The sequence below is a fragment of the Microbacterium yannicii PS01 genome, assembly GCF_000304335.1.
Classification (GTDB): Bacteria; Actinomycetota; Actinomycetes; order Actinomycetales; family Microbacteriaceae; genus Microbacterium; species Microbacterium yannicii_A.
Window position 1 is genome coordinate 1 of record NZ_CAJF01000037.1, and the last position, 26,330, is coordinate 26,330.

General features: G+C 68.9%; 22 protein-coding genes, 1 tRNA gene and 1 pseudogene. 6 read left to right on the forward strand and 18 right to left on the reverse strand.

Going from position 1 to position 26,330, the window contains the following annotated elements:
- The 3 genes and pseudogenes from WYM_RS16590 to WYM_RS16600 all read right to left on the reverse strand — a co-directional run.
- Window positions 1–190 (reverse strand): annotated as a pseudogene (locus WYM_RS16590) (FHA domain-containing protein FhaB/FipA); the annotation flags it as partial.
- The gene (locus WYM_RS16595; protein ID WP_026059885.1) at window positions 187–948 is read right to left on the reverse strand and encodes an FhaA domain-containing protein; all 762 of its coding nucleotides are present in this window, start codon (window positions 946–948) and stop codon (window positions 187–189) included. The pseudogene WYM_RS16590 and the gene WYM_RS16595, both read right to left, overlap by 4 nt.
- Window positions 949–1,115: 167 nt before the next feature.
- Window positions 1,116–2,429, reverse strand: coding sequence for an alpha/beta fold hydrolase (locus WYM_RS16600; RefSeq protein ID WP_019181971.1), 1,314 nt, complete (start codon window positions 2,427–2,429; stop codon window positions 1,116–1,118).
- A 212-nt stretch (window positions 2,430–2,641) separates the two neighbouring features.
- Between WYM_RS16600 and WYM_RS16605 the strand changes: the two genes are divergently transcribed.
- A tRNA-Leu gene (locus WYM_RS16605) sits at window positions 2,642–2,725 on the forward strand.
- Window positions 2,726–3,078: 353 nt separating this feature from the next.
- Here WYM_RS16605 and WYM_RS16610 read toward each other — a convergent pair.
- Window positions 3,079–3,972 carry a DUF308 domain-containing protein gene (locus WYM_RS16610; RefSeq protein ID WP_019181972.1) on the reverse strand — a complete coding sequence of 298 codons (894 nt, stop codon included), beginning with the start codon at window positions 3,970–3,972 and terminating at the stop codon, window positions 3,079–3,081.
- Window positions 3,973–4,336: 364 nt separating this feature from the next.
- On the opposite strand from WYM_RS16610, the gene WYM_RS16615 reads away from it, so the two are divergent.
- Entirely contained in the window at window positions 4,337–4,747 is a 411-nt protein-coding gene (locus WYM_RS16615) for a hypothetical protein (RefSeq protein ID WP_157525291.1), read from the forward strand.
- A 536-nt stretch (window positions 4,748–5,283) separates the two neighbouring features.
- On the opposite strand, the gene WYM_RS21245 is transcribed toward WYM_RS16615, so the two are convergent.
- Window positions 5,284–7,851, reverse strand: a complete 2,568-nt coding sequence (locus tag WYM_RS21245) for a DUF4062 domain-containing protein (protein WP_019181975.1) — start codon at window positions 7,849–7,851, stop codon at window positions 5,284–5,286.
- Window positions 7,852–7,985: 134 nt separating this feature from the next.
- Here WYM_RS21245 and WYM_RS16630 point away from each other — a divergent pair, with 134 nt between their 5' ends.
- Window positions 7,986–8,603, forward strand: coding sequence for a hypothetical protein (locus tag WYM_RS16630; protein WP_019181976.1), 618 nt, complete (start codon window positions 7,986–7,988; stop codon window positions 8,601–8,603).
- On the opposite strand, the gene WYM_RS16635 is transcribed toward WYM_RS16630, so the two are convergent.
- Window positions 8,600–9,454 (reverse strand): alpha/beta fold hydrolase, encoded by an 855-nt coding sequence (locus tag WYM_RS16635; RefSeq protein ID WP_051008165.1) that lies wholly within the window; start codon window positions 9,452–9,454, stop codon window positions 8,600–8,602. The genes WYM_RS16630 and WYM_RS16635 overlap by 4 nt on opposite strands.
- Before the next feature lie 22 nt (window positions 9,455–9,476).
- On the opposite strand from WYM_RS16635, the gene WYM_RS16640 reads away from it, so the two are divergent.
- Window positions 9,477–10,484 carry a hypothetical protein gene (locus WYM_RS16640; protein WP_157525293.1) on the forward strand — a complete coding sequence of 336 codons (1,008 nt, stop codon included), beginning with the start codon at window positions 9,477–9,479 and terminating at the stop codon, window positions 10,482–10,484.
- 413 nt (window positions 10,485–10,897) lie between these two features.
- On the opposite strand, the gene WYM_RS21855 is transcribed toward WYM_RS16640, so the two are convergent.
- Both WYM_RS21855 and WYM_RS16650 read right to left on the reverse strand, forming a co-directional pair.
- On the reverse strand, window positions 10,898–11,134 hold the full coding sequence (locus WYM_RS21855; protein WP_157525295.1) for a hypothetical protein: 237 nt from the start codon (window positions 11,132–11,134) through the stop codon (window positions 10,898–10,900).
- Between the two features lie 3 nt (window positions 11,135–11,137).
- Entirely contained in the window at window positions 11,138–11,332 is a 195-nt protein-coding gene (locus tag WYM_RS16650) for a hypothetical protein (protein ID WP_157525297.1), read from the reverse strand.
- Window positions 11,333–11,483: 151 nt separating this feature from the next.
- On the opposite strand from WYM_RS16650, the gene WYM_RS16655 reads away from it, so the two are divergent.
- Window positions 11,484–11,678, forward strand: coding sequence for a hypothetical protein (locus WYM_RS16655; RefSeq protein WP_019181981.1), 195 nt, complete (start codon window positions 11,484–11,486; stop codon window positions 11,676–11,678).
- Window positions 11,679–11,779: 101 nt separating this feature from the next.
- On the opposite strand, the gene WYM_RS16660 is transcribed toward WYM_RS16655, so the two are convergent.
- The 3 genes from WYM_RS16660 to WYM_RS22430 all read right to left on the reverse strand — a co-directional run bounded on the left by WYM_RS16660 (window position 11,780) and on the right by WYM_RS22430 (window position 16,031).
- The gene (locus tag WYM_RS16660; protein WP_019181982.1) at window positions 11,780–14,617 is read right to left on the reverse strand and encodes a discoidin domain-containing protein; all 2,838 of its coding nucleotides are present in this window, start codon (window positions 14,615–14,617) and stop codon (window positions 11,780–11,782) included.
- Window positions 14,618–14,858: 241 nt separating this feature from the next.
- Entirely contained in the window at window positions 14,859–15,350 is a 492-nt protein-coding gene (locus WYM_RS16665; protein ID WP_019181983.1) for a GNAT family N-acetyltransferase, read from the reverse strand.
- A 42-nt stretch (window positions 15,351–15,392) separates the two neighbouring features.
- Window positions 15,393–16,031: a GntR family transcriptional regulator gene (locus WYM_RS22430; RefSeq protein ID WP_019181984.1), complete on the reverse strand. Its 639-nt coding sequence runs from the start codon at window positions 16,029–16,031 to the stop codon at window positions 15,393–15,395.
- A 286-nt stretch (window positions 16,032–16,317) separates the two neighbouring features.
- On the opposite strand from WYM_RS22430, the gene WYM_RS16675 reads away from it, so the two are divergent.
- Window positions 16,318–16,524 (forward strand): cold-shock protein, encoded by a 207-nt coding sequence (locus WYM_RS16675; RefSeq protein WP_019181985.1) that lies wholly within the window; start codon window positions 16,318–16,320, stop codon window positions 16,522–16,524.
- A gap of 73 nt (window positions 16,525–16,597) precedes the next feature.
- On the opposite strand, the gene WYM_RS16680 is transcribed toward WYM_RS16675, so the two are convergent.
- From WYM_RS16680 to WYM_RS16710, 7 genes are all read right to left on the reverse strand, one after another.
- Entirely contained in the window at window positions 16,598–18,619 is a 2,022-nt protein-coding gene (locus WYM_RS16680) for a phosphatidylglycerol lysyltransferase domain-containing protein (RefSeq protein WP_019181986.1), read from the reverse strand.
- A 100-nt stretch (window positions 18,620–18,719) separates the two neighbouring features.
- The gene (locus WYM_RS16685) at window positions 18,720–19,991 is read right to left on the reverse strand and encodes a hypothetical protein (protein WP_157525304.1); all 1,272 of its coding nucleotides are present in this window, start codon (window positions 19,989–19,991) and stop codon (window positions 18,720–18,722) included.
- Window positions 19,984–20,715, reverse strand: a complete 732-nt coding sequence (locus WYM_RS16690; protein WP_051008162.1) for an HAD hydrolase-like protein — start codon at window positions 20,713–20,715, stop codon at window positions 19,984–19,986. Before WYM_RS16690 ends, WYM_RS16685 begins: the two co-directional genes overlap by 8 nt.
- A gap of 10 nt (window positions 20,716–20,725) precedes the next feature.
- Window positions 20,726–21,244: a MarR family winged helix-turn-helix transcriptional regulator gene (locus WYM_RS16695; protein ID WP_019181990.1), complete on the reverse strand. Its 519-nt coding sequence runs from the start codon at window positions 21,242–21,244 to the stop codon at window positions 20,726–20,728.
- A gap of 20 nt (window positions 21,245–21,264) precedes the next feature.
- Entirely contained in the window at window positions 21,265–24,201 is a 2,937-nt protein-coding gene (locus WYM_RS16700) for a glycosyl hydrolase (protein WP_019181991.1), read from the reverse strand.
- A 134-nt stretch (window positions 24,202–24,335) separates the two neighbouring features.
- Window positions 24,336–25,031, reverse strand: coding sequence for an endonuclease NucS (gene nucS / locus WYM_RS16705; RefSeq protein WP_019181992.1), 696 nt, complete (start codon window positions 25,029–25,031; stop codon window positions 24,336–24,338).
- Between the two features lie 40 nt (window positions 25,032–25,071).
- Window positions 25,072–26,307: an MFS transporter gene (locus WYM_RS16710; protein WP_019181993.1), complete on the reverse strand. Its 1,236-nt coding sequence runs from the start codon at window positions 26,305–26,307 to the stop codon at window positions 25,072–25,074.
- Between the last annotated feature and the right edge of the window lie 23 nt (window positions 26,308–26,330).

Here is a 26,330-nt window from a genome sequence, read left to right on the forward strand (position 1 = left end):
GTGGCCGCGGCAGCCGAGCCGGCGGCAGCGGCGGGGTGGCCCCGGGCGCCGCGGCGGCTGCGGGCTCCGGCATCCGTCGCACCTTCACGCCGAACAGATCGGCGCGCAGCGAGTAGACGACGGCGAACACGAAGGCCCACAGCAGCACCAGGAAGCCGATGCGCAGCAGCAGAAGGGTCAGTTCGCTCATGCCAGCGGGCCCCTGTCTCGAACATCGAAGGCATCGGGGCGTTCGAACATGCGGGTCGCCTCGTCGGCGGGCATGGGCGGCTTGGGAGGCGCCGCCTGTGCGACGACGCGGAACACGATGTCGGTTCGGCCGATCCGGACGGTGGCGTCCGGCGGCAGTGCCGCCTCGGTGACCTTGCGGCCCTCGAGCAGCGTGCCGTTCGTGGAGTTCATGTCTCGCACCATCGCGCGCTCGCCGTCCCAGAGGATCTCGACGTGCCGGCGGCTGGTGCCCGCGTCGGCGACGGTGATGTCGGCGTCGCTTCCCCGACCGATCACGGTGCGTGCCTTGGTCAGCGGGATCCGGCGGCCCTCGACGTCGACGACGCCGCGCCACGAGACGCGACCGCCTTCAGCGGTCGACGATTCGACGCTGAGCGTGCCCGTCGACACCTGCTCGTCGCGACGCAGCTCGATCGAGACAGGACCGGCGAAGGAGTACCCCTGCGCCTTGGCGTGCTTGTGGACGAGGGTGTCCAGCTCGTTCACCAGTGCGCCGCCCAGGGCCGACATCCGGTCATCGTCGGCCGGCGACAGGCGCACGGCGAAGCTGTTAGGGGCGAGAATGCGGTCGCGACTGACCACAGCGGCCTTCTTGTCGAGCTCGCTGCGCAGGGCTGAAGCGATCTCGACAGGCTGGATGCCGCTGCGGAAGGTCTTGGCGAACGCGCTGTTCACAGCGCGTTCGAGACCTTTCTCGAAGCTGTCAAGTAGTCCCACGGGGCTCCTCGGACGGGGGGTGCCGGTTGGTACATGCTAATTGCACAGCCTGTGCGGTCGTGGACCCGCGGTGACACGGCCTGTCCGATGCGGTTCCGAGGCGCGCTTCGCGCACACGCGACGATGCCCGGCCCGCCGTGCGCGGGCCGGGCACCTTTCACGTCAGCTCATCGGTTGAACCGGTCGGGCTGGTACATGATGAACCGGGCGTCTCCCATGTCGAGCTCTTCGGCAGCGCGGTTGAGCTGCGAGGCGACGGCGCTGCGCCAGTGGCCCGTGTCGAGACGGTCCAACAGCAGCTCAGTGGCGGCGAGCGTCTCGGCGGCGGTGAAGTTGCAGTGTCCGGCAGACGCGACGTACGTCTGACGCAGCAGCGACGCGTTGCCCGCCCGGCGGACCCTCTCCTCGTACTCCTGCTGCTGGGCCACCGTCGAGATCTGGTCGCCGACGTTGTTGAGCGTCACGGTCGGCACAGAGATTTCGCCGGTGAACTCGTACGAGGCGGCGAACCGCTCGACGGCGGCAGGGTCGGCTTCGACGCGCTCCCCGGCATTGACGGTCGCGAGATCCTCGTCGAGCGACAGGCCGGCCGCCTTGTAGAGGTCGGCGACGACATGACGCGATTCGGCGGATGCCTTGCGCAGCTGTTCGACGTAGTCGATGCCGGTGTTCCACGACGGCATCCCGCCGAAGACGACCGTGCTGGTGTGGCGGCTGCTCATCGCCTGGCCGATGTAGGGCAGCGGATCGCCCGCCAGAGCGCCGTACCAGGCGGCCTGATAGCTCTCCACATCGCGGCGGTCGGGATCGGCGATGCTCTGCGACCACGCGGGAAGCTGGCCGATGGCGGCGGCGAGGGCGATACGGGCGCGTCCTTCCGGGGCCTGCTGCGCCTCCGCCAGACGCGCCAGCCATGCGCCGCGCGCGCTCTCGATGTCGGCGGGAACATCTTCGACCGGAAGTGTGCCCTCGGGATCGAGCAGGCGCGCCAGAACGTAGACGGTGTCGAGCTTCTGGTTCCACTGCGAGACGGTTCCCGACAGGCCGCCGCACCCGGCGAGCACGCCGTCGATGCGATCGGGGTGGAGCTCCCCGGTCGTGGCGGCGATCATGCCGCCCATCGAGTTGCCCATTGCGATCGTCCGTTCTGGCTCTCCGACCGCGGCGGTGAAGGCGTCGAGCGCTTCGATCTGATTCTCGACCGCGTCACTCAGACGCCATCCGGTGACGTTCCTCGTCGTGCCCCCGTAGGCGTAGCCGCGGTCGATCAGCTCCTGCTGCGCTTGGGAGGGACTGCCGCCGGCGAAGTCCAGATTCACGAAGACCGTCCCGTTCCAGTCGGTGGGAACGACGAACCGGTAGGCCGTCGAGTCGGCCAGCTGGCCCTCGACGACCTGATCTGCCTCCTCGGCGGCAAAGGCTGGTGCAGCGGTCGTGCACAGCGCGACGGCGGCCGCCGCGGCGATGACGACACGAGTCATTCTGAGTGGGTGTGGCATGCGTGCTTCCTCATCCAACGTCGTTGTTGTCGAACCCGGTCGAGTGACCGGCCTGTGTGGAAGCGTGGCGGGCAATCCTGAAAATATCAACAAGGTTGATACAACTCTCTCGCTGGGTGAGAGTTCGGCTCCGCCGGAGACGCGTGATATCCTCGGGAAGTTGAGTTTCGCGGGATCTTCGGATGCCGTGGCTCGCGCGAGTGGCGGAATAGGCAGACGCGCTGGCTTCAGGTGCCAGTGCCCGAAAGGGCGTGGGGGTTCAACTCCCCCCTCGCGCACAGCGGGCCGTGCTTGTTTGTACGGCCGAGTGCTCGTTCATTTGAAGCGAAACCGGTAGGAGAGCAGATCTCCTGCCGGTTTCGTCGTTCACGGACCCGCTATCGCCGCCGAAGCCCGATTTCAGGTCGCGGCACAACACGAATAGCCTCGTGGGCCAATTCGGTTCACATTCGGTTCGGGCGCGGTCTGCGCTACATGTGAGGTATCGGGTTGTCGCTGTAATCGACCTAGAGTTGCCGCCGCCGTGCCGATGGACATCGTCGACGGGCGACGACCGAACTCGCCTCCTCCGGGTCGAAACGACAAAGGCCGGCGAGCCCAAGCTCTCCGGCCCCTGCGCTGCTATCGCTGCTTACTGGATTGCGACGAAGACCTTATCGGCGACCAGACCCGGCCGCACCGCGACTACCCCGTCAGCGGGGGTCGGGACGTGGAACGAGACGTTGCCGGTGGCGGCGGCTCCGCTGTACAGCGTGCTGGTGCTGTCAATCTGCCCCGGCGGGACAACGAGCTTGTCGTAGCTGTTGACGGTGACGCCTCCCGCGGTGACGTACTCGACGCCGACGATAGCGGGGATGTCGCCGTCCGCGTTCGTGCCGGTGTACGTGGCCGTGTAGTTGACGAGGATGTACTCGTGGCCAGCATCGGGCGCCTCGTTGAACTGGTTCTCGGCGATGATCTGGTCCTGCGCGTTCTGAGTCACAGAATTGATGACGACCGTCCACTCGGCACCTTCGATGGTCGAGCCGAGGGGAGCGGGGTTCTCCCGAGTGCCGACCGCGGCGGTGAGTTCCTCCTCAGCTGCGGGCTCGTCGCTCTCCTCGACGACCGAGGTGTCGTTCTGGGTGCTGACCTCCGCGGACGTGCCGCCGAAGGCGTCGTTGAACGAGGTCGCGACCACGGCGAAGAACACGATCACACCGATGATGGTGCCCACGGCGGAGACGATGATCGCGGTTACTGCCGACCACTTCGCCTTGCCTTTGAGGAAGACGGCGACCAGGCCGAGGATGAAGCCGATGGGAAGCAGGATCCATCCGAGGATAAGTGCGCCGGGGACGCACGCGAAGATGAAGCCGACTGCTGCGACAGCGAGGGCGACGATGCCGAGGACGTTGCGGGCGGGCTTCCCCTGCACGAGCGTACCGGCGGTCGGCTGTGGCTGGTCTGCGGCGGGCTGCTGCGGCTGCTGTTGGTAGGGAGCGGGCTGCGGCGGGAAGGACGTGGGCTGCTGCGGGTCTGACATGTGAATCTCTTTCAGTGGTGGAACACGGCGCTGAGTGCCGATTGAGTACGGGAGCGCGATTGCTCGACAGTGATTCTGCGAAGCAGCGACATCACACCCCAGTGGGCGCACGGCGCGGACTTCTTGATGAGCATGTTCCGCTCCGAAGGCCCCCCTCGCACAGAGTGCGCACCACTTCGAACGTAGAGGCGGCGGACTGGTGAACGTGGTGCTCTTGGGTTGACCTTGAGCGATTCCTGAGCGATGACCAGCTGGTGGGGTGGCGCGGCTCGGTGAAGCGGGTCAGCGCATGACGCTCGGCATGACCACCGCGAGCGCCACAACGCGCCACTCGTCCCGAACGGACGGAAGTAGGGTGCAGATGATGCTGATTCGTCGCGCAGTCGCCGCCCTCACCGTGACCGCGGCCACGGCGCCGCTGCTCACCGGGTGTGACCGGATCATCTGGGGCGCGGAGGGTGCGCACGTCATCGCGACGACCGAGCACCTCATCACTGCCGGGCAAGCCGGCGATTACGACGACATCGCGTGCGAGGACACTGTCGCCAACTTCGGAACGCGCGCCGACTGGGAGGGCCTGTCCGCGGGGGAGCCGGAGCAGTACAGCGGCGACTACTTCCGCGAGCAAGCAGCGCTGGACCCGTCCTGGCACATCAACCTCGAGCTCATCGGGCGTGACGCCGTGACCGGCGTCTCGTTTCCTGGCGATGTGTTCTGGCGGGACACCAGCGACGGTCTCTGCGTCACCGACATCGTCTGGTCCACCGTGATGTAGAGCGCCGCTACACGACCTCCGGCAATGCGACCTGCTGCCTGGACGTGGTTGCCCGCACCACTCGGAGGATGACGCTGGCGATGAGCAATGCGAACCCGATCGGGATCGTGCCGAGCGACATGAGCGAGACGGCGGCAACGCCCCCACAACGCCCCACAACGCGCCGAGGCCCGGCGGCCAGATGGTGAAGAGCGGGGTCCCGTCGAGCCAGCGCCCGAAGGCCGCGGCGACCGCCAGCGCGCACCAGGCCACGCTGACCACTCCGTGAGGACCGCCATCCGTGGCCGGTCCAGGCGCTCCGCGAGCATACTGCCGCAGACGAACACCAGCACCAACCACACGACAACGGCGAGCCCGCCCAGGATGTACCCGATGACGCCCTCGGTACGGTCGTAGTCGGTGGCGCCGAGACCAATCATCATCACGCCGAACATGAGGCACAGCGCCGCGGTCGCGGTCACGAATCCCGCGCTCGTCCACGCGATTGCCGAATACCACCGACTGTCGCGGGCGCCGTCTCTGGTCATGCGATGACCCTACTTGGCAGGCTCGACGCCGATGTGTTGCAGCGCCAGTGCCTCCGCCAGCACGTCGGCACGGTCGGCCTCGGTCCCGGCTTTGAGCGCGACCTGAAAGGCGGCGGCTGCCGGCGACTCCAGCACCCCCGCGAGTATCCGCTGGTGGTTGGAGAGCACCGTCGGGCCTGTGATTCCGCGGCGGGCTCGGATATCTTGAGCCGCGCCGAGGAACCTCCCGGCCGGCACGATGTCGCCAGCCGTAGCAGCCACCGCGAACATGCCCTCTAGCCCTAGGGCGAGGCCTTCTTCGTGCCCCATCGCCACAGAGATCTCCAGATGCTGAATCAACAGTCTGCGGGCTGCTTGGAGGTCACCCAGCGCGAGCTGCACCCAGGCGAGCCCGTAAAGTGCAGCCGATTGGCTGAAGATGTCGCCGCTGTCCCGCACGATCTGCAGGCTCTTTTCGTAGAGAGTCGCGGCGCCGGCCCAGTCGCCCCGAGCCATCGCAACTTGTCCCCTCAACAACAGAGCCATCGACACCAGAAACGGGCTTCGTCGCTGCTCTGCAATTACCTGCGCGCGCGCCAGGTTGGCGTCCGCTTTCTCGGTCTGCGGCGGCGTCTGCTGCAGGTGCAGAAGTGCCATCGACATCCGAATAAACATCTCGGCGAACGTGTCGCCCTCGGCGACGAAGTAGTCCAACAGTGCGAGGATTTCTGGGATGACGGCAGGGTCGGGAGTGATCCACATTCCGCCGACGGTGCGGTAGAACTCGGCGATGTGGCGGGTCCGCTCGCTCACCTCGTAGTCCGCGTCGTGGACGGTGGCCATCCATGCGCGGATTTCCATGTGCCCGGACACCCACCAGTACCAGTACAGCGGCCACACGATGCCAGCGACCGCGTCGCCCTGCTCGGTGCGTTGGAAGAACTCCACGGCCGCGCGAAGGTCTTCAAACTCGTCATTCAGGCGGCCGATCCACTTGGCCTGCCCGAAGGTGACCAGCTCGGGCTCTGCTCTCCGCGCCAGCTCGAGGTAGAAGTCCGCGTGCCGCTGCTCCGCAGGGCCGAGTCGTCCCGTGTGCTGGAGCTCTTCGCGTGCGTATTCGCGAACGGTTGCCAGCATCGTGAAGGAAGGTACGGTTGCACCCTCCTCCTCACGCACCAGGCTGCTGTCGAGGAGCCCGTCTAGGAGATCCAAGGCCGAACCCTCCGCCAGGCCGTTGCACGTCCATTCGACCGCGTCGAGCGCAAACGAGCTTCGGTATACGCCAAGGCGCAGGAGCAGTTCGCGTTCCGGAGGGGAGAGCATGTCGGCGCTCCACTGGATGGTTGCGCGCATCGTCTGCTGACGGTCCGGGTGGTCCCGGCCGCCGCCGACAAGCAACGGCAACGCGTGGTCCACTCGCTTCGCCATCTCGGCCGGCGGCAGTACGCGTACGCGCGCGCCGGCCAACTCGACCGCAAGCGGAACGCAATCCAGGGCGGACACCACCTCGGCGACGTCGGCCTCGTTGGATTCTGAGAGCTCGAAGTCCGGCTTCACCGCTCGCGCCCGCTCAGCGAACATCTCGACCGCCGCGGCAACGGTCAGCGGCGGGACGGTCACCAGCTGCTCCGCCTGCAACCGAAGCGGGACGCGGCTGGTCGCCAGCAATGCGACCGCGGTGTGTTCGAGGAGCGAGCGTAACTTCGGCACGGCCGCCACCACCTGCTCGACGTTGTCGAGCGCGAGGAGAATCTTCCGCTGCCCCAGCGCCTCCATCACCCTCTCCGACAGCGGAAGCCCACCCCGGTCGCGTACACCCATCGCGGCGGCGATACTGCCGACGACAACGTCCGGGTCTCGAACCGGTGCCAGGTCGACGAAGACGACCCCGTCCGGATACGTAGAGCTGACTTCCTGGGCCACCGATAGCGCGAGGCGGGTCTTTCCGATCCCTCCCGGGCCGACCAACGTCACCGCGCGATGATGCTTCGTGACCAGTAGCTCGACGCATCGTTTCAGTTCGCGCTCGCGCCCGATGAGACGGTTGAGCGGTGCCGGCGGCGAGCCCACGCTCGTCCGAGCCTCGGACGCGGTCTCCTCCGATGCCTGTGGTGCTTGCCGGGCGTCGTCGAAGTGCTCGGCAAGGAGGGTGGCAAGGTCCGCGGTTACCAGAGCACGAAGCTCTTCCTCGTCAGCGAAGGTGACGTAGGAGACGGTGTCGTCGTCGCGGATCTTGTCGAGGAGTCGTTCCAGCCGCTCCTCTCGGTTCTCGCTGGCCTTGAGGTAGATGAGCTTCGGAATGTCCGGAGCGAGGTTGTACTCGTCCTCGAGGCCCGAGACCGCTTCACCGGGGGCCAGCCACCCATAGGAGTTCCAGTAGACGCCGATGAAGATGTCGGACTGGTCCAGGTATGCCCGGTACAGCGACCGTGGCGGGTGCGGTCGTGCGCCCAGTTCGAACATCACCGGCGCCATCGCCAGCCGCTCAATCGCCTCACGGAGCGCGCGCCGCTCGGGCACCAGCTCCCGCAAACTCGAGCTGACGAACACGCGCAGCCTCTGATCTGGCGTGCGGATGGCCCCCGGCCTCCGGCTCATGCGGGCAGTATTCACCCGCGACCGTGTGCTGTCCAGACCGCCGGCGAGGTGGCACGCGCCACATCGTGGCCGTTTGGTAGGACGCGAGCCGGTCGCGGTGGCGCCGAGATCAGCCGGAGTGGTGCAATTGGCGCATGGGCGTCAACGGGCGACACTCACTCACCGACCGGTCCAGGCCCTGGCGGATCGCACTCGCCGCGCTTGGCGCCGCCTGGGCGCTGGCCACCGTGCCTCTCCCGCTGACCGTCTGGAACCCCGGGTCGTGGCTATGGTTCGACGACATCCTCGACATCCCGGCATACGCGGCGGCCGCCGAATGGGCGGGCGATCCGTACATCGTGTTCGGCGCGCTCGCGGGCCTGTCCTTCTTGGCCATCGGCCTGGCGTTCCTGCCGGATCTCCGCCGTGCCGGTTGGGGCGGGAAGGTCATGGGCTGGCTCATCGTGACCGGCGCACCGCTCACCGTCGTGAGCTACATCAACACGCGGACCGACGCACCGCTTCACTTCCTTTGGGGCGCGGAGGGCTACGTGCTTCTGGCCATCGGTCTGAGCGGTCTCCTCGCGGCGTTCACGGCAGGGAACCGGTGGGGAAGCGGTACGAAGACGCTTCTCGGCCTGACGCTGCTGTTCCTGATTCTGGGTATGGTAACGTTCGGCTACTACCCCCACGGCAGCCTCGTCGCGCTCGGGCTGGAAGCTGTCGTGGTGATGGCTGCGGCGCCGCGGGACAGAGCGTTCGACGCGGTCTAGCGGTGGTCGCGGAGCCAGTTCACGATGAACGGTTGTGCCGTGTCCGCGGCTTCCAACGCGATGGCCACATGCGACCCGTCCATCCAGTGAATCTCGGCGCCGGGTATGTGCTGGGCGGCGTACTCGGCGTTGGCTGGCGGCACGATCTTGTCCCGGGAACCATGCATCACCAGCGTCGGGCAGCTGATGTGGGCGAGATTCGCCGGGGTGAAAACGGTGAAATCGTTCTTCATCCCCGGACGCCGTTTCGCCGAGCCGAGCGAGGCCTGGAGAGTCGCCTCCAGCAGCGCGGCGCGCCCTGGAATCGCCGCCAGCTTCTCGCCCCGCTCCTTCGCCTCGTTCTTGCTGTATGTGCCGGCTCCGCGCAGCAGCATCGCAAGCGTCTGCCGGGTTGCGTAGCGGAGCAGCCAGAGCTGCATCTTCGCGGTGAGATCTGTGACCGCCACCTGCGCGAGCCGGCCAGGTGTCTTCCCAGGGATGCACACGCTGTCGACCTGCACGAGGGCGGAGACGCGGTCGGGATGCCGGCTGGCGAGCTCGTAAGCGGCCGGTCCACCTCCCGACGCTGCGAAGACGATGATGCGGTGAATGTGAAGCGCATCCAGGAGGGCTGCCAGCGCGTCGCCCTGCTCCGAGAAGGAGTGTCCGGTGGACAGCGGCGTGCCCAGGTAGCCGGGTCTGCTCGGGGCGATGATCCGGTAGCCGTTGACCCGAAGGAACTCCGCGCCGACGAGTCCTTGGTCCCAACCGCCCAGCGTGCCGTGCACGGCGAGAACTGGCCTGCCGTCGCCGCGTTCGGCGTACTCGACGGGGCCCGCGTTCGTCGCCACTGTGCGTGGCGTCTGAGCCATGCAGGCGCGAAAGTCCTCCGCAGTGGGCACCACCGGCGCACCGGCCATGACCTCATGGTCCCACCAGCTCACGCACACGAACAGTGGCCTAGGTCGTCCTGAGTTCGATATGCGTGATGCGGGGACACTGGTTGGCTTCACGGGGGCGCGAGTATCGTCGGCGTCAGGGAACAGGCGTCGGGACGAAGGTGTCGGGATGCTCGTGGTCGTGGTCTGCGCCGCACTGCTTGCGGTCGCGCTTGTGCTGACCGCTGTCTGGAGGCGGGAATCGTTCGTCGAACCACCGGGGCCGGACGCGCAGACGCGAGCCGCCGGGCTCCGCTACTACGCATGGTGGGCGGGCATGCTCACCATCGTCGGGACCGGGTCCGGGGTGCTTGTGACCGGCGCCGGCGGGAGGCTCGCCATGAGGCTTCTCGCCCTCACCTCGCCGAACGCCACAGGCAGATTCACTGAGGCTCGCGCCATCGTCGGGGACATCACGCTGGAGGGCACGCTCACATTCCTCCTCTTCGGAGGGTTGCCGGCGGGAATGTTGTCCACGGCGTTGTACCTGCTCATCGCGCACTGGATTCCGCGCGCGGCAGCCGCGGGACCGGTGCTCGCCGGGATCATGCTCGTGGTCGCCGGCACCACGATCGACCCCATCCGTGCGGACAACATCGACTTCCTTGTCCTCAGCCCTGACTGGCTCGCCCTGCTCTTGTTCACCGTGCTCGCCGTGTTGCAGGGCACCTTCGTCGCGACCTTCGCCGGGAGACTGAGTAGGAGCCTTCCCATGATGACGAAACGGAACGTGGCCGCCACCGCTGCGCCATTCCTTCTCGCGGTGCTGTACGTCCCGTTGGGCGTGGTCCTCGCGCTGGGCGCTGTGGGCGCCGCTGTCTTTCCCCGGGCGCTTCCCGCCGTGGCGGCGGCGCGCGTCTCCCCGGACGGTGTCGTCCTCGGCCGCGGCCTACTCGTCCTCGCAGTCGCACTGGCGCTGCCGCAGTTCGTCTTCTCGGTGGTGGACATCGTGACGCGCGCATAGGGCGCTCACGCGGCATGGGCATGGGCACGGGCGCCCAGACCGAACCCCACCGAATGGATCTGTTTCGCATCATCGGCTCAACCGGCCCCTTACCGCGCCCTATCCGGACTTGCGGAGCGGCGGTCCTGACCCCCCGGGCAAGCCCGCCCACCGCCCACAACTCTCATCGCGCCGCCGGAGCTGTCCGGAGGCAGCGATGGGCTCGACGAACGATGGCGTCGCCCACCCGAACCGGGCGCTGGACGTCGGCGTGAGCTCGGCCGCCTCCGCAACCTCTCGGACGCCTCGACGCACGCCCGTGACTACTGCACGCGCTGCCCCAGTCGGGCGTCTTCCTGGCACGGAGAGTAGCGTCGACCAATCACGTTCTCAGCCGCCATACCGGGCGTCCGGCGGTCGTCGCTGCGCCCCAGCTACTGACGTGGCAGGGACTGCGGGGCGACGGATGATCCCAGCGTCTCCTTGTCATTGCCGTGCCAGATGTAGGCAACGATGCCGAGCACCACAGCGGGGGCGATGGCGGACAGCGTGAACAAGCCGAGGCCCACCCAGAACCCTTCGTTCACGAAGACAGGGCCCACCGCGATCCCAAGACCTAAGACCGCGAGACCGGCAACGAACAGCAGACGGTTACGGTGCTTTTCAGTCATTGCTCATCCACCTCCGGAGTACGAGACCGGTCGGCAGACTACCTGGGGGTAGTTCGGCCCGGTAGCGCATTCCGAGAAGTAGATCCACAGCTCGTCACCGTTCGGGCAGAACCCGTTTCCGGCGATGTACTCGTTCGCGACAGCCACCGCGACGGCAGCCACCCCACCCATGTCGGGGTTGATGAGGCCGATGGCCACCACCAAAGCAGCAGCAGTGCCGTTCTTGATGGCCCGCTTAGGGCTGGCCGATCCGAGTCGCGGGGCATATGGTCACACCAGGGATCGATGGGTGTGAACCCTCACCGGGTCTCGCGACGGATCGGTCTCGCGCCATGGGGAAAGGGCACGCATGAGCACTGCAGTCAACGCCTCGCCGCCGGATCTGACCGGGACCGTCGACGAGCGCCTCGCACAGCTGGACAGGCTTGCTCCCGAGTCGCTGGACGCGCAGTGGCTGCGACGTCAGCTCGACGCCGCGCTCGCTGCCTGGGCCGCCGACGACACGGAGCTCGACATCGTGAAGGACGCTCACGTCGACTACTGAGCGTCCAGCGATGGCAGCGGCATCGCGAGATGGTCGTCGGCCCTCGAGAACGCAGCGCGCCATGAGCGACCCGGGAGCGCTCCTCTCTGTCCGCGCCATGGTCAGCGTCTGCCGTGGATGGTGAGTTCGGCTGCGCCACCCCACGCTGTACCGGCCTGGCTCGTCAGGCCGACGAGCTTGACGTAACGGGCAGGAACGGCAGCGAAGCGAACCGCCGTGGCGACCGTGCCGTTCGCGAAAGCGCCGGTTGCGACAGGCGAACCCCACGTGGAGTTGTCGTTCGAGACGTAGACCTCGTAGTCCTTCATGCGCCCGTTGGCACTCGACTGCCTGGGCAGGTACGTCAGTCCCTCAACGATGTGCTCGCCGCTGAGGTCGAGTGCGATCCAGTGCGGGTAAGAGGGTGCTTGCGAAGACCAGCGGGTGTGCCAGAAGGTCGCGGGGTTTCCATCGATGGTGTTGGCTGCGGCATCCGATCCCGTCTCCTCACTGCTGACGCCGGCGATCGACAGCCGCGAACGCGGGATGACGCCGGCGGGCAGCACCGTGACCGCACCGACGGCTGAGACTGCGCCGTCGGATCGCCGTGGCTTGTATGTGGCGCTCACGGTGAGCTCGGCGGCGCCCTGCGAGGCGTTCGCCGGCGATGTCACCGCCCACGAGGTCGTCACAGTCTCGCCGTGGGCGATGTTCTCGAACGAGGCGGCTGTGGTCGCCTCGCTTATCCATCCGGCCGGCAGGTCGAGCTTCACCTGCGCACTGCGGATCGGCTTCGTCGAGTTGTTCGTGAACGATGTGGTGATGACGGATGCCTCGCCCGGAACGACCTCGGCGGATCCTTCGAACGCGACCCACGCGTCCTGAGGCGCGAGCTGATCACTGTCGGTCGCGACCTCGAAGATGCGCTCGCCGTCGCGGTTGATCCACGTCGCGGTGAGTGTGGCGGGCTTGACGGTCGAGTCGACCTCGAGCCGGACGAACACGTGCGGCTCGACTGCGCTGTGCACGAGCGCGGGGTGCGGGACATTGAGGCTGGGGATCACTGAGCTGTGCATCGGGCTGACGATGAACTGCCAGAACTGCTCGTATCCGGTGCGGTGGCCGTAGTTCAGCGCACGCGAGACATGGATATCGCCGCCGAGCAGGAATGCGCCGCCGATGCGGTTCTCCTTGATGAAGTCCAGGATCATGTCTCGCTCGTGCGCGTACGTGCCCCAGTCGTCGGACTCGCCGTTCTGCTTGTCGTCCCAGACCATCCCTGTGGCGAGGCACTTGAACGGCGCTTTGCTCTCGAGCAGCTTCTGCTGGAGCCACTCCCACTGCACTCGACCGATCGCGGTCGTCTTGGCGGCGTCGGCCCAGCTGGGCTCGGTGCGGCTGAACCAGCGGGGATCCAGGAGGAAGAACTCCACGGGGCCGCGACGGAACGATGTGTAGATGCCCTCGCCGGCCGCGGTGCGAACGGTGAGCTGCTCGCCGGCGAGGTCGTGGCCGAACGTGGCGTTCGCGCGATAGTCGACGAATGCGGTGCGGTTGTTGCGCTTGCCCGCGAGGTCGCCGTGCACGTCATTGCCACCGAAGTCGTGGTCGTCCCATGTGGCCCAGATCGGCATCGAGCTGGTGACGGCGCTGACTTGCGGAACCTGGAGGAAGCCGCGCTGCTTGGATCGGGCCGTGACGAGGTTCGTGCTGTCGATGTACGGGGTGTCGCCCAGCATCACGAAGGCCTCGCACCCTTCCTCGCGGATGCGGTCCCAGATGTGGTTCGTCTCCGTCCAGACGCAGGAGCCGAGGCCCATGACGACCTTCGCGGGCTTGTTCCCCGGGGTCGACGTCCGGAACGAGCCGGCGATCGCCAGGCCGGGGATCGGGTCGCCCGTGGGGGCGATGGAGTAGGCGTAGGCGGTGTCGGGCTTGAGATCGGTCAGATCGAACAGCACGGTGCTGTCGTTCGCTGCGGAGACCGTCGCCGCGACGACACCTGCCTCTCCCTTTCCGCGCGTGTATGTGCAGACCCACTCGGCGCGATCGAGCAGATCCTCACCGGGACGGAAGACGATGCGGGAGTGGGTGGCGCCGGTGTCGCCGACGAGCGGACCGGCGATGGGCTGCAGCGTCGGAACGACCGCAGGAGCGGTGCCTGCGATCACGCTCTGCACGTACGACGCGAGGGCTGTGAAGAACATCTCGCTGTCGGCGATGGCGCCGGCAGGCTGGATGGGCGCGCCCGACCCGTTGTAGCACTTGTCGATCGTGAGGCTGGTGAGCAGAAAGCGACCGCGGCCGTGCGCACCCTCGAGCAGTGCGGGCGGGCGGCCCGCGCCGTTGCAGGCGAGGAGCACGCGCATGCGGCGCCAGTCGAGCAGCGACTCCCAGCTGACACGGATCTGCGTCGAGCGACCCGTGAACACCTTGCCGTCGATGACGCGCAGGTGGGACACGAGCGGGTGACCGAGGTCGATCGGATAGATCGTGTCGTAGTCGGCATCGTTGCGCGACGCGCTAAGCGGCGCGGGCAGGTACGACACCGTCGAGTGGAACTGGTCGGACTGCGCCATGTCGAGGACGACGCCGCCGGCCGCTGCGAACGCACGGAGCGACTCGGCGTGCGCAGCGATGAACGACCCATAGACAGGGGCGTTGTTCGTGAACGTGCCGAACGCGATGAGATCCACGCCCTGCTCGGTAGCGGGCTTGGTGGGGTCGAGGTCGACGACCGTGACGCCTACCCGCCGCAGCAGCTCCGCCAGACCGGTGGCATTCGTCCACGGGTCGCGGTACTCGAGCACCGCCGCGCGGATCGACGTCTGAGCGACGGCCCGGCCGCCGGGCAGGACGACGGCTGCGGCGGCCGCGGCCGCGCCTCCGATGAGGAAGCCGCGGCGGCCGGTCGTGAAGGCGCCGGACTCGGGCTGGGGGGACGGGGACTTTCGAGGCAAGGCGTGCTCCGTAGCTGGTTCGCGCTGCGACCGGCGGGCTACCGGCGCGCTGTCAGTCTTCGGAGGGGGCGAGGCGCGCTTCAAGGCGACCCGCCAGTTGTAAAGACATGTTCGGCGCGTGTTTACGGGGACGCATCCCGATGAACTGCGATCAGGCGATGGCTAAGGTGAACAACTTCGTCGATTCGGCGGCATGGGCAGACATCTCGCCTGCTTCGACCCGACCTGGACCGAGCGCCGCTCAGATCCCGTCGAGCGTCGGCGTGAGGGTGAAGACGATCTCCTCGGTCTCGCGTCCGAGGCCGGGGGCGAAATCGACGTTCCGCGAGACCTCGGTGAAGCCGTTGCGCTCGAGTACCGCGATGGATCCGGCGTTGTGCGCAGCGACGCGGGCGAAGAGCGGCCGCGCCGGCTCACGCGAGACCAGCAGCCGAAGTGCGGCCGTCGCGACGCCGCGGCCCCGAGCATGCTCGGCGATCCAGAAGCTCACCTCGCGGTCGCCGTCGACCGTGAACGCCGCCGCCGTCCCGGCGAAGCCGCCGTTCTCGGTGACCACGAGGGTCAGCACGTCGTCCGAGCGCCGCTGCCGTTCGATCCAGGCGTCGAAGGCCTCGCGGTCGTCGGGGTCCTGCGCGGTGAACGCGGCCATCGCGATCGCGTCGCGGTCGCGCATCATCTCGAAGATGGCGTCGAGATCGTCGTCTTCCAGCGCGCGCAGCTCGATGTGGGTCACGTGTCCACGCTACTCACCCGCTTCGCGGGCGAGAAGGAGCCGTCAGGCGAAGCCGTGGATCTCGCGCAGCACGTCCTCGGCGCGGGCACCGTCGCGGGCGGCGAAAGCATCCCGGAACCGCTCGTAGGCCGCGGTCCGGCTCACGGGGCAGGCGATGAAGGGCTGCCAGCCGGCGAGGTTGCGGCGGATGGCGATCTCGTACTCGCGGATGAACTGGATGAGCGCGATGTTGCCGCTGGCTCGCGTGACCTCGCGGAAGAACTGGTGGCTCTCCACAGCCAGGCGCGCGGGGTCGTCGACTCGCGACGCGTCGATCACCGCGTCGAGCCGCCCCAGGGTCTGCGCGAGGACCTCGTCGCTGCACCGGGTCGCCGCCATGTGGACGGCGACGCCCATGTTGTACGCCACCAGTTCGAACGTGTCGACCTCGGTCTTCTGGTTCGGCAGCGACACCCGCGTGTAGCGATTGGGCGACACCTCGACCAGGCCGACCCGCTCCAGTCGTTGGAGCGCCTCGCGGACGGGCGTGCGCGAGACGCCGAGCCATTCCGCGAGTTCCTGGTCTCGAAGTCGGTCGCCTGGGGCGAGACGACCGTCGAGGATGGCTTCACCGAGGCGCGCGTAGACCTCGTCGCCGAGGACGGCGCCCCGCGGGACGAGGGGGGCGAGGGGTGCGGTCATGAGTGGACCCAGTGTACGCCGCAGATTTCGGCGGCAAGGGGGTATGTCAAGGCCGATATATCGGTACGATGTGGTTGTCCGCGCTTCGGCGCGGATCATCCGGGGGGATCCGTCGACGCCCGGGCTTCGAGCACCGCTCAGCCCGGGCGGGCGATGGGTCGCGGCATCCCGTCTGCAACATTTGTGTCACTGATCTCTCGGGGGTCTCGCCGCGCGTCGCGGGGCTTCACTACGTTGGAGGCAATCGCCGCAGATCGCGGCGGGATCTCACGAAGAACGGCACGTAATGAGCACGCAAGGCACCGTCAAGTGGTTCAACTCGGAGAAGGGATTCGGCTTCATCGCTCCTGACGATGGCGGCGCGGACGTGTTCGCGCACTACAGCGCGATCGAGTCCTCCGGGTACCGCTCCCTCGAAGAGAACCAGCGCGTCGAGTTCGACGTGGCCCAGGGCCCCAAGGGTCTGCAGGCCGAGAACATCCGCCCGCTCTGATCCCGCGGGCCGACCGTTTCGCACGGTCGACAGCCGCGGCATCCCGTCTTCTCACGGAGACGGATGCCGCGGCTCACTCCCGGTCGCCGCGTACCAGCTCCAGTCCGGCGCCGGCGAACTGGCGCAGGGTCGCGTCAGGCAGGAAGGCTCGCGTCAGCGCGCCTCCGATGCGGGTCAGATCGCTCTCGTCGCGATAGAGCAGGTACAGCGTCTCGTACCGCGGGTGGAACTTCTCCTTGAAGCGATGGAGCGACCCGAAGCCGTACACCGGCTCGAGCGTCGCGGCCAGCTTGTCGCTGAGTGAGGCGATGAGGCCCGCGTCGGGCGGGTAATCGTGCGCGAGCGGGGCGCCCGAGAGCGACATGACCTCGGCGCCCTCCTCCGAGAACAGCTTCGCGGACGAGCCGATGAGGTACTCCATCACGGGTCCGAATCCGCCCTCGCGCCGGCGCATCAGATCGAGGGTCCACCCGCGCGGCGCGCCGGAGTCGCCGTAGACCGGCAGCCACGACAGGAAGCCGTCCACGTCGCCCGTCGGCGAGATCGCGAGGGCGAGGCGGACTTCCGGATCCTCGGCCTCGACGAGCGTGCCGAGCGTGAAGCCCATCTCGGGGAGGCCCTTGTCTCCCACCCACATCTCCGAGATGGCGCGCAGCTGCTGCTGCACGCCCCACGGCTCGTCGGCGAGGCGCGTCATGCGGAAGGTCATGTTCTCGCGCCCGGCGCGGTTGAGCGATGATCGCACGGAGTTCCACCGCTTCCCGGTGAACTCCAGTCCTCGGAGGTCGACGATGGTGTCGTCGGCCACCACCAGGCTCCGCCAGCTGGACGGGACCGCGGCCCGTGTCGCCTCGTCGGCGCTGAAGAAGCAGGGGATGAGGCCAGCGTGCTCGGCCATGCGGATGAACTCGTCGACGGATGCCGCGCGCGAGGCCGCCGGACCGAGGGGGTCGGCGAGGGCCAGGGCGACGCCCGCGCGCCGCTGGTAGGCGACGATGCCGCCGGTGGTGCGGGCGTAGCTGTTGCCGTCCCAGGTGGTCATCCACGACAGTGTGCCGCCGCCGTCGGAGCGCAGCAGCTGCTTCACGTCATCCACGGACGGAGCGGGTGCCAGCCCGAGCTTCGAGCTGCGCTTCGCCCGGAACGCGGCCCGGACCCAGATCAGGTAGACGAGCACGAGCAGCCACAGCACGCCCGACGCGAGCGCCAGCTCGGTCTCGCCATCGATCTGCGCCTCGAGCTGCGCCTCGCTGGTGATGATGATGACCGCCAGGACGAGCGCGGCGGTGGCGACGTTGAAGGCGGCGACGATGATGCCGAGCACCCACGCCCAGCGCCGGCCCCGGCGCAGGCCGTTGGCGATCAGCAGGATCACGACGGCGTCGATGGCGAAGTCGATGAATCCGCCCGAGACGGGCTCGGTCGGACCGAACGGCCCGTCGGTGGGCGCGAGGATCGTGACAACCTGGATCACCCCCAGCACGATCACCGCGACGAAGGCGATCAGCCGCTGCTCGCGCACCGTCGTCCGCTGGATGCGCAGCGACCGGTCGACGAAGAGGATGAGGAGGACGGCAAGCAGGTGCTCGAGGTCGGCGAGCGTGCCCCAGAAGAGCATCGCGACGAAGACGAATCCCAGCAGTGCCAGCCAGCCGCGCACCCGCCACGGCGGGACGAACAGCCCGACCGCGGCGGCGAGACACGCCATCGTGCCTCCCGACGCGCCGACATCCAGCGCAGCGGCTTCGGCCTGCGCCCATTCCCACGGGAACTGCGAGAGTCCCCACAGCAGGAGAGCCGTGGCGAAGATCGCGAAGAGCTGGCCGACCCAGTAGTAGGCGAGGGCGACCCGCGACCCGCGCCGGAACTCGAGATAGGCCATCCCCACGAAGCCCGCGATGGTGAAGAGGTACACCCAGGGGTGATCGACGAAGAAGGTGCCCGTGACGGGCGTCCACCAGCGGCCGTCCGCGAGCGCGGGCAGACCGTAGGCGACGACATCGAACAGTGGGCTGTCGGCGAAGGGGCGCCAGAGCCCCTGCCAGACGACGCCCGCCGCGAGGATCAGCGCGATCATGACGAGGGTGGCGGGCATGCGCCGCGCAGCTGCGACGACGGTGCCGCCGATCGAAGCAGGGGCGGTGCTCGCCGTTCGCGAGGGGGCGTCGCTCATGCGCTCACCCTAGCGAGCGCCGTCAACCGGATATGTGAGGGCGGCTGGCGTAGTCGGCGAGGGCCTTCGCGTCTTCGGCGTCCCGCATGGCGCGGCGCGCGGCATCGAGGGCCGCGACCGGGTCGTCTGCCTGCCGGGCGTTCGCGAGCTCGCGCTGCGCCGAGACCAGGCGCGAACGCGCATCGGCGCCGGAGCGCGCGTGCGCGACGGATGCCTCGGCGTGCGCGATCGCGCCGCGCGCCGCCGCGAGGGTGCCGGGCAGCGCCGTCCGCGCTCCCCGCAGACGCTGCTGCGCGGTGTTCGCATCGCCCAGCGCGAGGTCGAGGCGGCTGCGGAGGCGGGCGATGGCGTCGACCGCGCGAGTGGGGCGGCGCGCGGCATCCGTCTCGATGTTCGTCAGCTCGATCTCGATCGCCCGGAGTTCACCGCCGAGCCGCTCGGAGTCCGGCGGCTCGAGGTGGTCGCGGGTGATCGCCGCCTGGCGCAGCGCGGAGCGGGCGGCCGCGACCTCGTCGGGCACCGCCTGCGCGGCCTGCAGGATGAGACGATGCGTCTCTTCGAGGATGCGGGCGTCGGTCTCGGCCTGGCGCAGTGCGCGCTCGGCGGCGGCGAGTTCGGGGAGTGCGCTCAGCGACGGATCGGCGGCGTGGCTCGCGGCCGCCGCGAGCAGCTGTTCGGCCTCGGCGATCTCGGCCAGCGCGGCGTGCGCGGCGCGCGAGGCATCCCGCCACTCCTCCTCGGCGAAGCGGGCCGACAGCTCGGCCACGAGGGCGGCGGGATCGCCCATCGACGCGCGCAGCTGCGCTCTGCGCTCGCGCGCGGCCTCGACCTGGCTGGCCGCCGAGACGTTCGCCCGCACCCAGGCGCCGTGCTCGGCGCGAGCCGCCGCGATCCGGGCCAGGGCCTCGCCGGTGGTGCGCTCGATGCGCGTGGCGCCTCGGCGGATCTCGTCGGGCAGAACGTCCGCGCCGCTGATCGCCCGGTAGTCCTCGAAGGCGGCGTCGCGCACGTGCTGCCCGGTCAGGCGGGCGCGGCGCAGCGACGCCGGGGCGCCGCCGCCGTAGAGCGCGCCCGACAGTCCCACCTCGAGGTCGAGCTCGTCGACCTCGTCGTCAAGCCGCACCAGGGTCGCGCCCGCCTTGGCGCGAAGGCGCTCGGCCTCGGCGCGCGCACGGGGCGATCGACGGGCGCGGCGCAGCGCCCACACGAGCACCGCGATGATGAGCACCGCGACGCCGACCCCGATCACGACCGGCACGAGCCAGCCCAGGATGTCGGCGGCGAGCTCAGGCATCGGCGCCATCGAGATCGGCGCCCTCGAGATCGGCGCCCTCGAGCCCCGCAGGCTCCTCGAAGAGCAGCAGGTCGCGTAGCTGATCGGCGTCGTCCACCGCGGCCTGCGCGCCGTCGGCCTCGTGGGGCCAGCTGAAGCCCCAGCGGACGAAGATCACCGGCACATCGTGGACGGCGCCGCCCTCGACGTCGTGATGGCGGTCGCCGATCAGCACCGGGCGGCTGATGTCGGCGCCCGCCGCCTCCAGGCGGCGAAGCGCCTCGGCGACGATGTCGGCCTTGGCGCTCAGCGTCTTCTCGTCGGGCGTTGCGCCCACGATCGCGGTGAGTGCGGGGGACAGGTCGAAGTGGTCCATGAGCGCCACCACCTGCACCTCCGGCTTCGAGCTCGCCGTCGACTGCGGGATGGCCGCTGCCGCGAGGTCGTGGATCAGCGACGCGACGCCGGGAAAGAGCTTCGCGCCGGTGGTGTAGCCGTCGGCCTTGCCGAGCACGCGGTAGAACGACACGGCGTCGGTCGCCTCCGCGGGCGTCATGCCGACGTTCGCCTGGAAGGACTCGTACATCGGAGGTCCGATCCAGTGCACGAGTTCAGCCCGGGTCGGCGGGCGCTTGCCGAAGTGCTCGAGCGCGATCGTGAGGCGGCGGAGAATGCCGTCGGACGCATCGACGATGGTGCCGTCGACGTCCCACAGCACGCAGGTCCAGGGAGATCGGCTCGGCATACCCACCAGCCTACGGGCGACGCGCTCGCCGCTCGCCGACGTTCCGGTGGTCGCTCGCGAGGCGTGCCAGCATGCGCCGGAGCGTCTGGACGTCATCGGGAGCCCAGTCGGCGAGCACCTCACCGACGGTGCGCTCGGCCGTCGCCAGGATGCGCTCACCGATCGCGCGGCCCTCGGCGGTGAGGGCGATCAGCACGCCGCGGTCGTCGGCGGGAGCCGGGACCCGCACGGCGAGCCCTGCGCTTCCGAGGCGGCCGATGATCTTACTCATGTTGGTCGGGGTCATGCCCAGCGCGAGCGCGAGCTCGATCGGCCGCATCGCGCCGTTATAGGAGAGCTGATTGACGACGAGGAACGCGCCCATGTCGTCCACGGGAAAGTCGACGCTCGCCATCACGGTGCGACGCACGGCCGTGCTGTCTGCCCAGTGCACGATCGATGCGAGTGACAGGCGAAGGTCGAGCGGGTCCGGCGCGACGATCGGTCGAAGGTCGACCTCGTCGCGGGGCTCCACGTGTCCGCGGGCCATCCGTCCTCCCTTTCGCGGTCTCAGTTCTCTCTCATGAGCCGGACCGGGCCGAGCAGCCCGTACTCGCGCACCACGGGCAGCTGGGTGTGATCCTCGCCGGCGGACCGCATCGCCACGTCCGGAATCCGCTCATAGTAGCCGCGGGCACGGAGCCGGTTGTTCAGCGAGGTCGAGACGCGCACGCGGACGGTATTCGAGCCGGCGCGAAGATCGTCGGTCACGTCGACCGCGGGACGCGCGGTGTCGAATCCCCGTTCCGGGCCGTCCCCGACGCGCACCGACCCCAGTCCGCCGCCTGTCGAGCCCAGTTCCAGGATGTAACGGGCGTCGGCGTCGATGTCGGCGACATCGAGGGTGGCGGTGTACTCCCCGATCCCCGACACGTCCGGGCCGACCGCGTCGAGCTGCGACCACGGCCGCAGGGCGACGGCACCGGCCTCGACGCGCGTGACCGCGGTCATCGGCCGCACCTCGCGCGTGACGTAGCCGTGGCCGCGGTCCTCGCTGATGAGCTCCGACTCACCGGCATCCCAGCTCTCGACGGTCAGCTCCCACGCGTCGAGCGTGGCCACCGGGATCCGAGAGACCGGCGCGGTGTCGGCGGGGGACGCGCCCGACCGGTCGAGGACGACGATCGCCGTCTCGCCGGGCGAGAGCGTGAGTTCCACGATCGTGGCGTCGTCGAGCACCCGGGTGCCGCGATGCGGCCTCATGCGCCCCGACCAGGCGTCGAGCCGGTGCACCGTGCCTCGACCATCCAGTCTCAGGCGGACCGTCGTCGGCTCGGCCGTCTCGTAGAGGAAGTGGTACGCGTAGAGCACGGTGAGGTCGCCGTCCTCTCGCAGATGTGTGAGCAGACTCGCGTTGCTCTCGACGAAGCGCGCCCGGCCAGGAGCGCCGAGCCGGTCGAGCGCCTCGACGACGCCGGCAGGCCCGGTGACGACCACGGTGTCGAGGCTCGTGAGGACGGCCATGGTCTCGGCGAGTTCGGCGTCACGGCCGTCGAGACCGGGTGTCGAGGACGCCGCGGCCTCGTGCACGCGGTGTCGTTCCGCTCGCAGCGATTCCAGCTCGCGCGCGCCGTGCACGACGACCACCCGCAGGCCCCGCCGAGCCCACGCGAGCAGATGCGTCGCGACGTCGGCGTCGAGTGTGCTCTGGTACACGATGAGCGCCCGGTACCCCGGCCCGTCGGGCTGCACGGCGTCGCCGTCGAATGAGACATCGTCGCGCAGCAGGAGCGAGCCGTCGAAGAACTCGTACGTGATGCCGGCGTCCTGCATCCCCAGGTCCTGCCACCAGTGGTTCTCGCGGTCGCGCATCCACATCGTGCCGTAGGCGACCTCGTCCGGGATGCGCTCGCCGTCCCGCCCGCGCAGCGTCACGCCGATGAGATTGTCGGTGAAGTGGTCGGTGCGCAGGATGCCGACGTCGATCCGCGGTCGTCCGCGCCGCAGGGCGTACTGCAGTCGTCCGACCGCCGCGTTCCACTGGGGGTAGAACTCCGAGCCCGGCTGACGCGTGTCGAACCGCTCGGAGAACATCGGCCACATCCCCTCGTGCCCCGGCCAGTGGGTGACGCCCTCCGCGCCGGCAGGGCTCGCCCACCCGTGGAGCACGGTCTTGGTGATGCCGGCCGCGAGTTGCGTCGCGATGATCTGGTCGTAGAAGCGGTGATCGAGCATGTGGTTGCGGGTCGTCGCGCCGGTCTCGGACGAGTACTGCTTGCCGAACAGGTGCGCGGGGCCGCCCATAAGGCGGTAGGCGTCGATCTGCGAGCCGAACTCGAGCGACTCGGTCTCGATGCCGTCGACCTCCGGCCCCGGCCGGGTCAGCTCGAACGGCAGCCCGTAGCTGATCTCGGCGCGCAGGGTCAGTCCGACGCCGTGCAGGAACGCCGCGAACGGCCGCAGCATGTTCTCGATGTAGAGGTCGGTGAACGTGCGGACGAGATCGTGCCGGACTTTCGCGACGGCGACGCGATCCGCCTCGGCCGAGGGCTCGTAGTGATACACCGTCGAGACCGCCATGAACGGCACGTCACGGGTCAGGAACGGCAGCCACGGCACGACGTCGTACCCGCGTCGCGCGCGGAACTCGTCGACCACCGTGCGCCCCCAGAACAGACCGCCGGCACCATATGTGTCGAGTTCGAGGGAGTCCATGTACATGTGCGCGCGCGGGTTCTCGGCGATCCGCTCGCGAAGCGCCGGCGTCAGCACGACGTCGTCCCAGTAGGCGATCACGGCGTCCACGCCGTCGCGATCGAGGTACGTGACGGTGTAGTTGACCGATGACGAGGGCTCCGCCGTCTGTCCTGTCCCGTGCCGCCAGTAGTAGAAGAGCTGCCACGTGCCGTCGGCGGGCGCGGTCCACTCCAGTGCGCCGTCGAGAACGGATGCCGTCACGTCGGTGAGCGACGACGCGTCGAGGACGCCGGCCTCGCTGTCGACGACGCGTGCGGCGACGGCGGCGACGAAGTGCTGGTCACGCACGACTCCGCGGTGCCCGGGCAGCGATCGTTCTGCGGGCGGGGCGCTGAGGTCGATGCGCGGAACGGCACCCGAGCGCGACTGGCCGGGCTCCGGTGTCTCGGAGATGACGTCGAGCTCCTGCGCGGCCGCGGGGTCATCCGGCGTGATGGTCGGAAGGTTCGCATTGGACCAGTTCGTGCCCGACGTGAAGCTCACCGACATGCCGCGCGCGGTCGTCTCCTCGACCACGACCTGCGAGTCGTGCACCCACTCCTCCGAGCCCCAGCCGTAGCGGGCATGGTCGATCGCGCCCTCGTCCATCGCCAGGAACTCCATGCCGCCGAAGCCGAGGCGATGCGCGTCACCGACCTCGCGGCGGAGTGTCTCGTCGGTGTGGAGCCCCTCCGCCAGCCACCAACGCAGCTCGGGACGGAACTCGATCGCGGGGTCGGCGATCTCGCGGCGGAAGTCTTCGAGCGTCATCGCATGTCATCCGTTCGTCAATGAACTGTCCGGATGACAGTATCAAGCGTCGTGCGGACATGACAATAGAGCCGCTCGGACTCGGGTGCGGCGCTCCCATCACCCGGACTCGGACAGGACGTCCGATCGCCGGATCAGAACAGGCGCGGGGCGCCGGACTCGACGCCCTTCATGCCCTCGTAGTCGAGGGTGACGCAGCGGATGCCGCGGTCGGCGGCGAGCACCTTGGCCTGGGGCTTGATCTCCTGGGCCGCGAACACGCCGGTCACCGGCGCCAGGTGCGGGTCGCGTCCGAGCAGCTCGAGATACCGCGTGAGCTGCTCGACGCCGTCGATGTCGCCGCGGCGCTTGACCTCGACGGCGATCGTCCCGCCCGCGGGATCGCGCAGCAGCAGGTCGACCGGGCCGATCGCGGTGGGGAACTCGCGGCGCACCAGCGTCAGCCCGTCGCCGATGACGTCGACCTGCTCGGCGAGCAGCCGCTGCAGGTCGGCCTCGACGCCGTCCTTCTGCAGACCGGGGTCGATCCCGAGTTCGTGGGCCGAGTCGTGAAGCACCTCGTAGATGCGCACGAGCAGCGCGTCGCCGGTCTTGGCTTGGGTGACCCGCCAGTGCTCGAGCACCCCTGCGGCGGCGGAGTCGGCATCCGGAATCTCGACGTCCAGCCGGCACGGCGGGCTCATCCAGTTGAGCGGCTTGTACGAACCGCCGTCGGAGTGCACCAGCAGACTGCCGTCGCCCTTGTGCACCAGCAGACGGGTCGCCAGCGGCAGGTGGGCGTTGAGCCGGCCGGTGTAGTCGACCGAGCAGCGGGCGATGACGAGACGCACCCGACGAGCCTAGTCCGCGCCCGCCGGGTCGGTGCCCGCGTCAGTGGTGGGTGTGCCCGGCTCCCACGGTCGAGCCGGCGATCGGCTTGGCGGCCGGGGACGCCAGACCGGATGCCACGGCCAGCACCACCAGGATGTAGAGGGTGTTCAGCAGGCCGATCTGCTCGCTGATGAAGCCGAGGATCGGCGGTCCGCACAGGAACGAGATGTACCCGATCGTCGCCGCGGCACTCACGCGCGCGGCAGCCTTGGCCGGGTCGTCCGCGGCCGCCGACATGCCGAGCGGGAAGCCGAGCGAGACGCCCGCACCCCACAGGGCGGCGCCGACGAACACGAGCGGGATGTTGGGCGCGAGGATGAACAGCAGCAGACCGCCGGCGGCGAGCACCGCGAGCACCCGGAGGGTCGCGACGCGGCCGAAGCGGTCGACGAGCGGCCCGCCGAACACGCGCACCACGGTCATCGAGACCGAGAAGACGGTGAGGCCGAGCGCGCCGATGGCCGGGGTCGCGCCGTGACCGTCGACCATGCCGAGCGCCAGCCAGTCGTTGGCCCCGCCCTCCGCGAAGGCCATCCCGAGCATGATCACGCCGAGCGCATAGGTGCGGGGCTCGCGCCACGCCGCGAGCGAGGTGTGCAGACGCTCGCGCCAGTGCGGCTTGTCGGCCGCGGCATCCGCGTCGCCGGTGATCTCGCGGGCAGGCACGTTCGCATACGTCGCGAAGGCGATGCCGACGATGATCACGGCCATCACGGCGGTGTGGACCAGCACGTTCACGTGCCAGGCGGCGGCGAGGGCGCCGATGCCCGCGCCGATCACGGTGCCGAAACTGAAGAAGCCGTGGAACAGGGGCAGGATCGTCTTGCTCGACTGCTTCTCGATCGCCGCGCCCTCGACGTTCATCATGACGTCGACGGCACCGTTGCCGAGCCCGAAGAGAACGAGCCCGCCGATCACGACGACGAACGAGTGGAGCACGTCGGTGCCGATGCCGATGATCGCGACGCCGGCGGCGAAGACGAACATCGCCACGAGCATGCCCTTGCGCGCGCCGAAGCGGGCCAGGACGACGTTCGACAGCGACAGGCCCACGATCGACGCGATGCCCGCGCCGAGCAGCATCAGTCCGATCTGGATGTTGTCGACGCCCAGCGTCTGCTTGATCGCCGGAACCCGCGCGGCCCACGTGGCGATGCTGAGGCCGCTGGCGAGGAAGATCGCGAAGACGGCAGTGCGCCAGCGGACGTACTGGGAACGGGAGAGGACGAGTTCCATCGGAACAGCGTACCGAATCGATT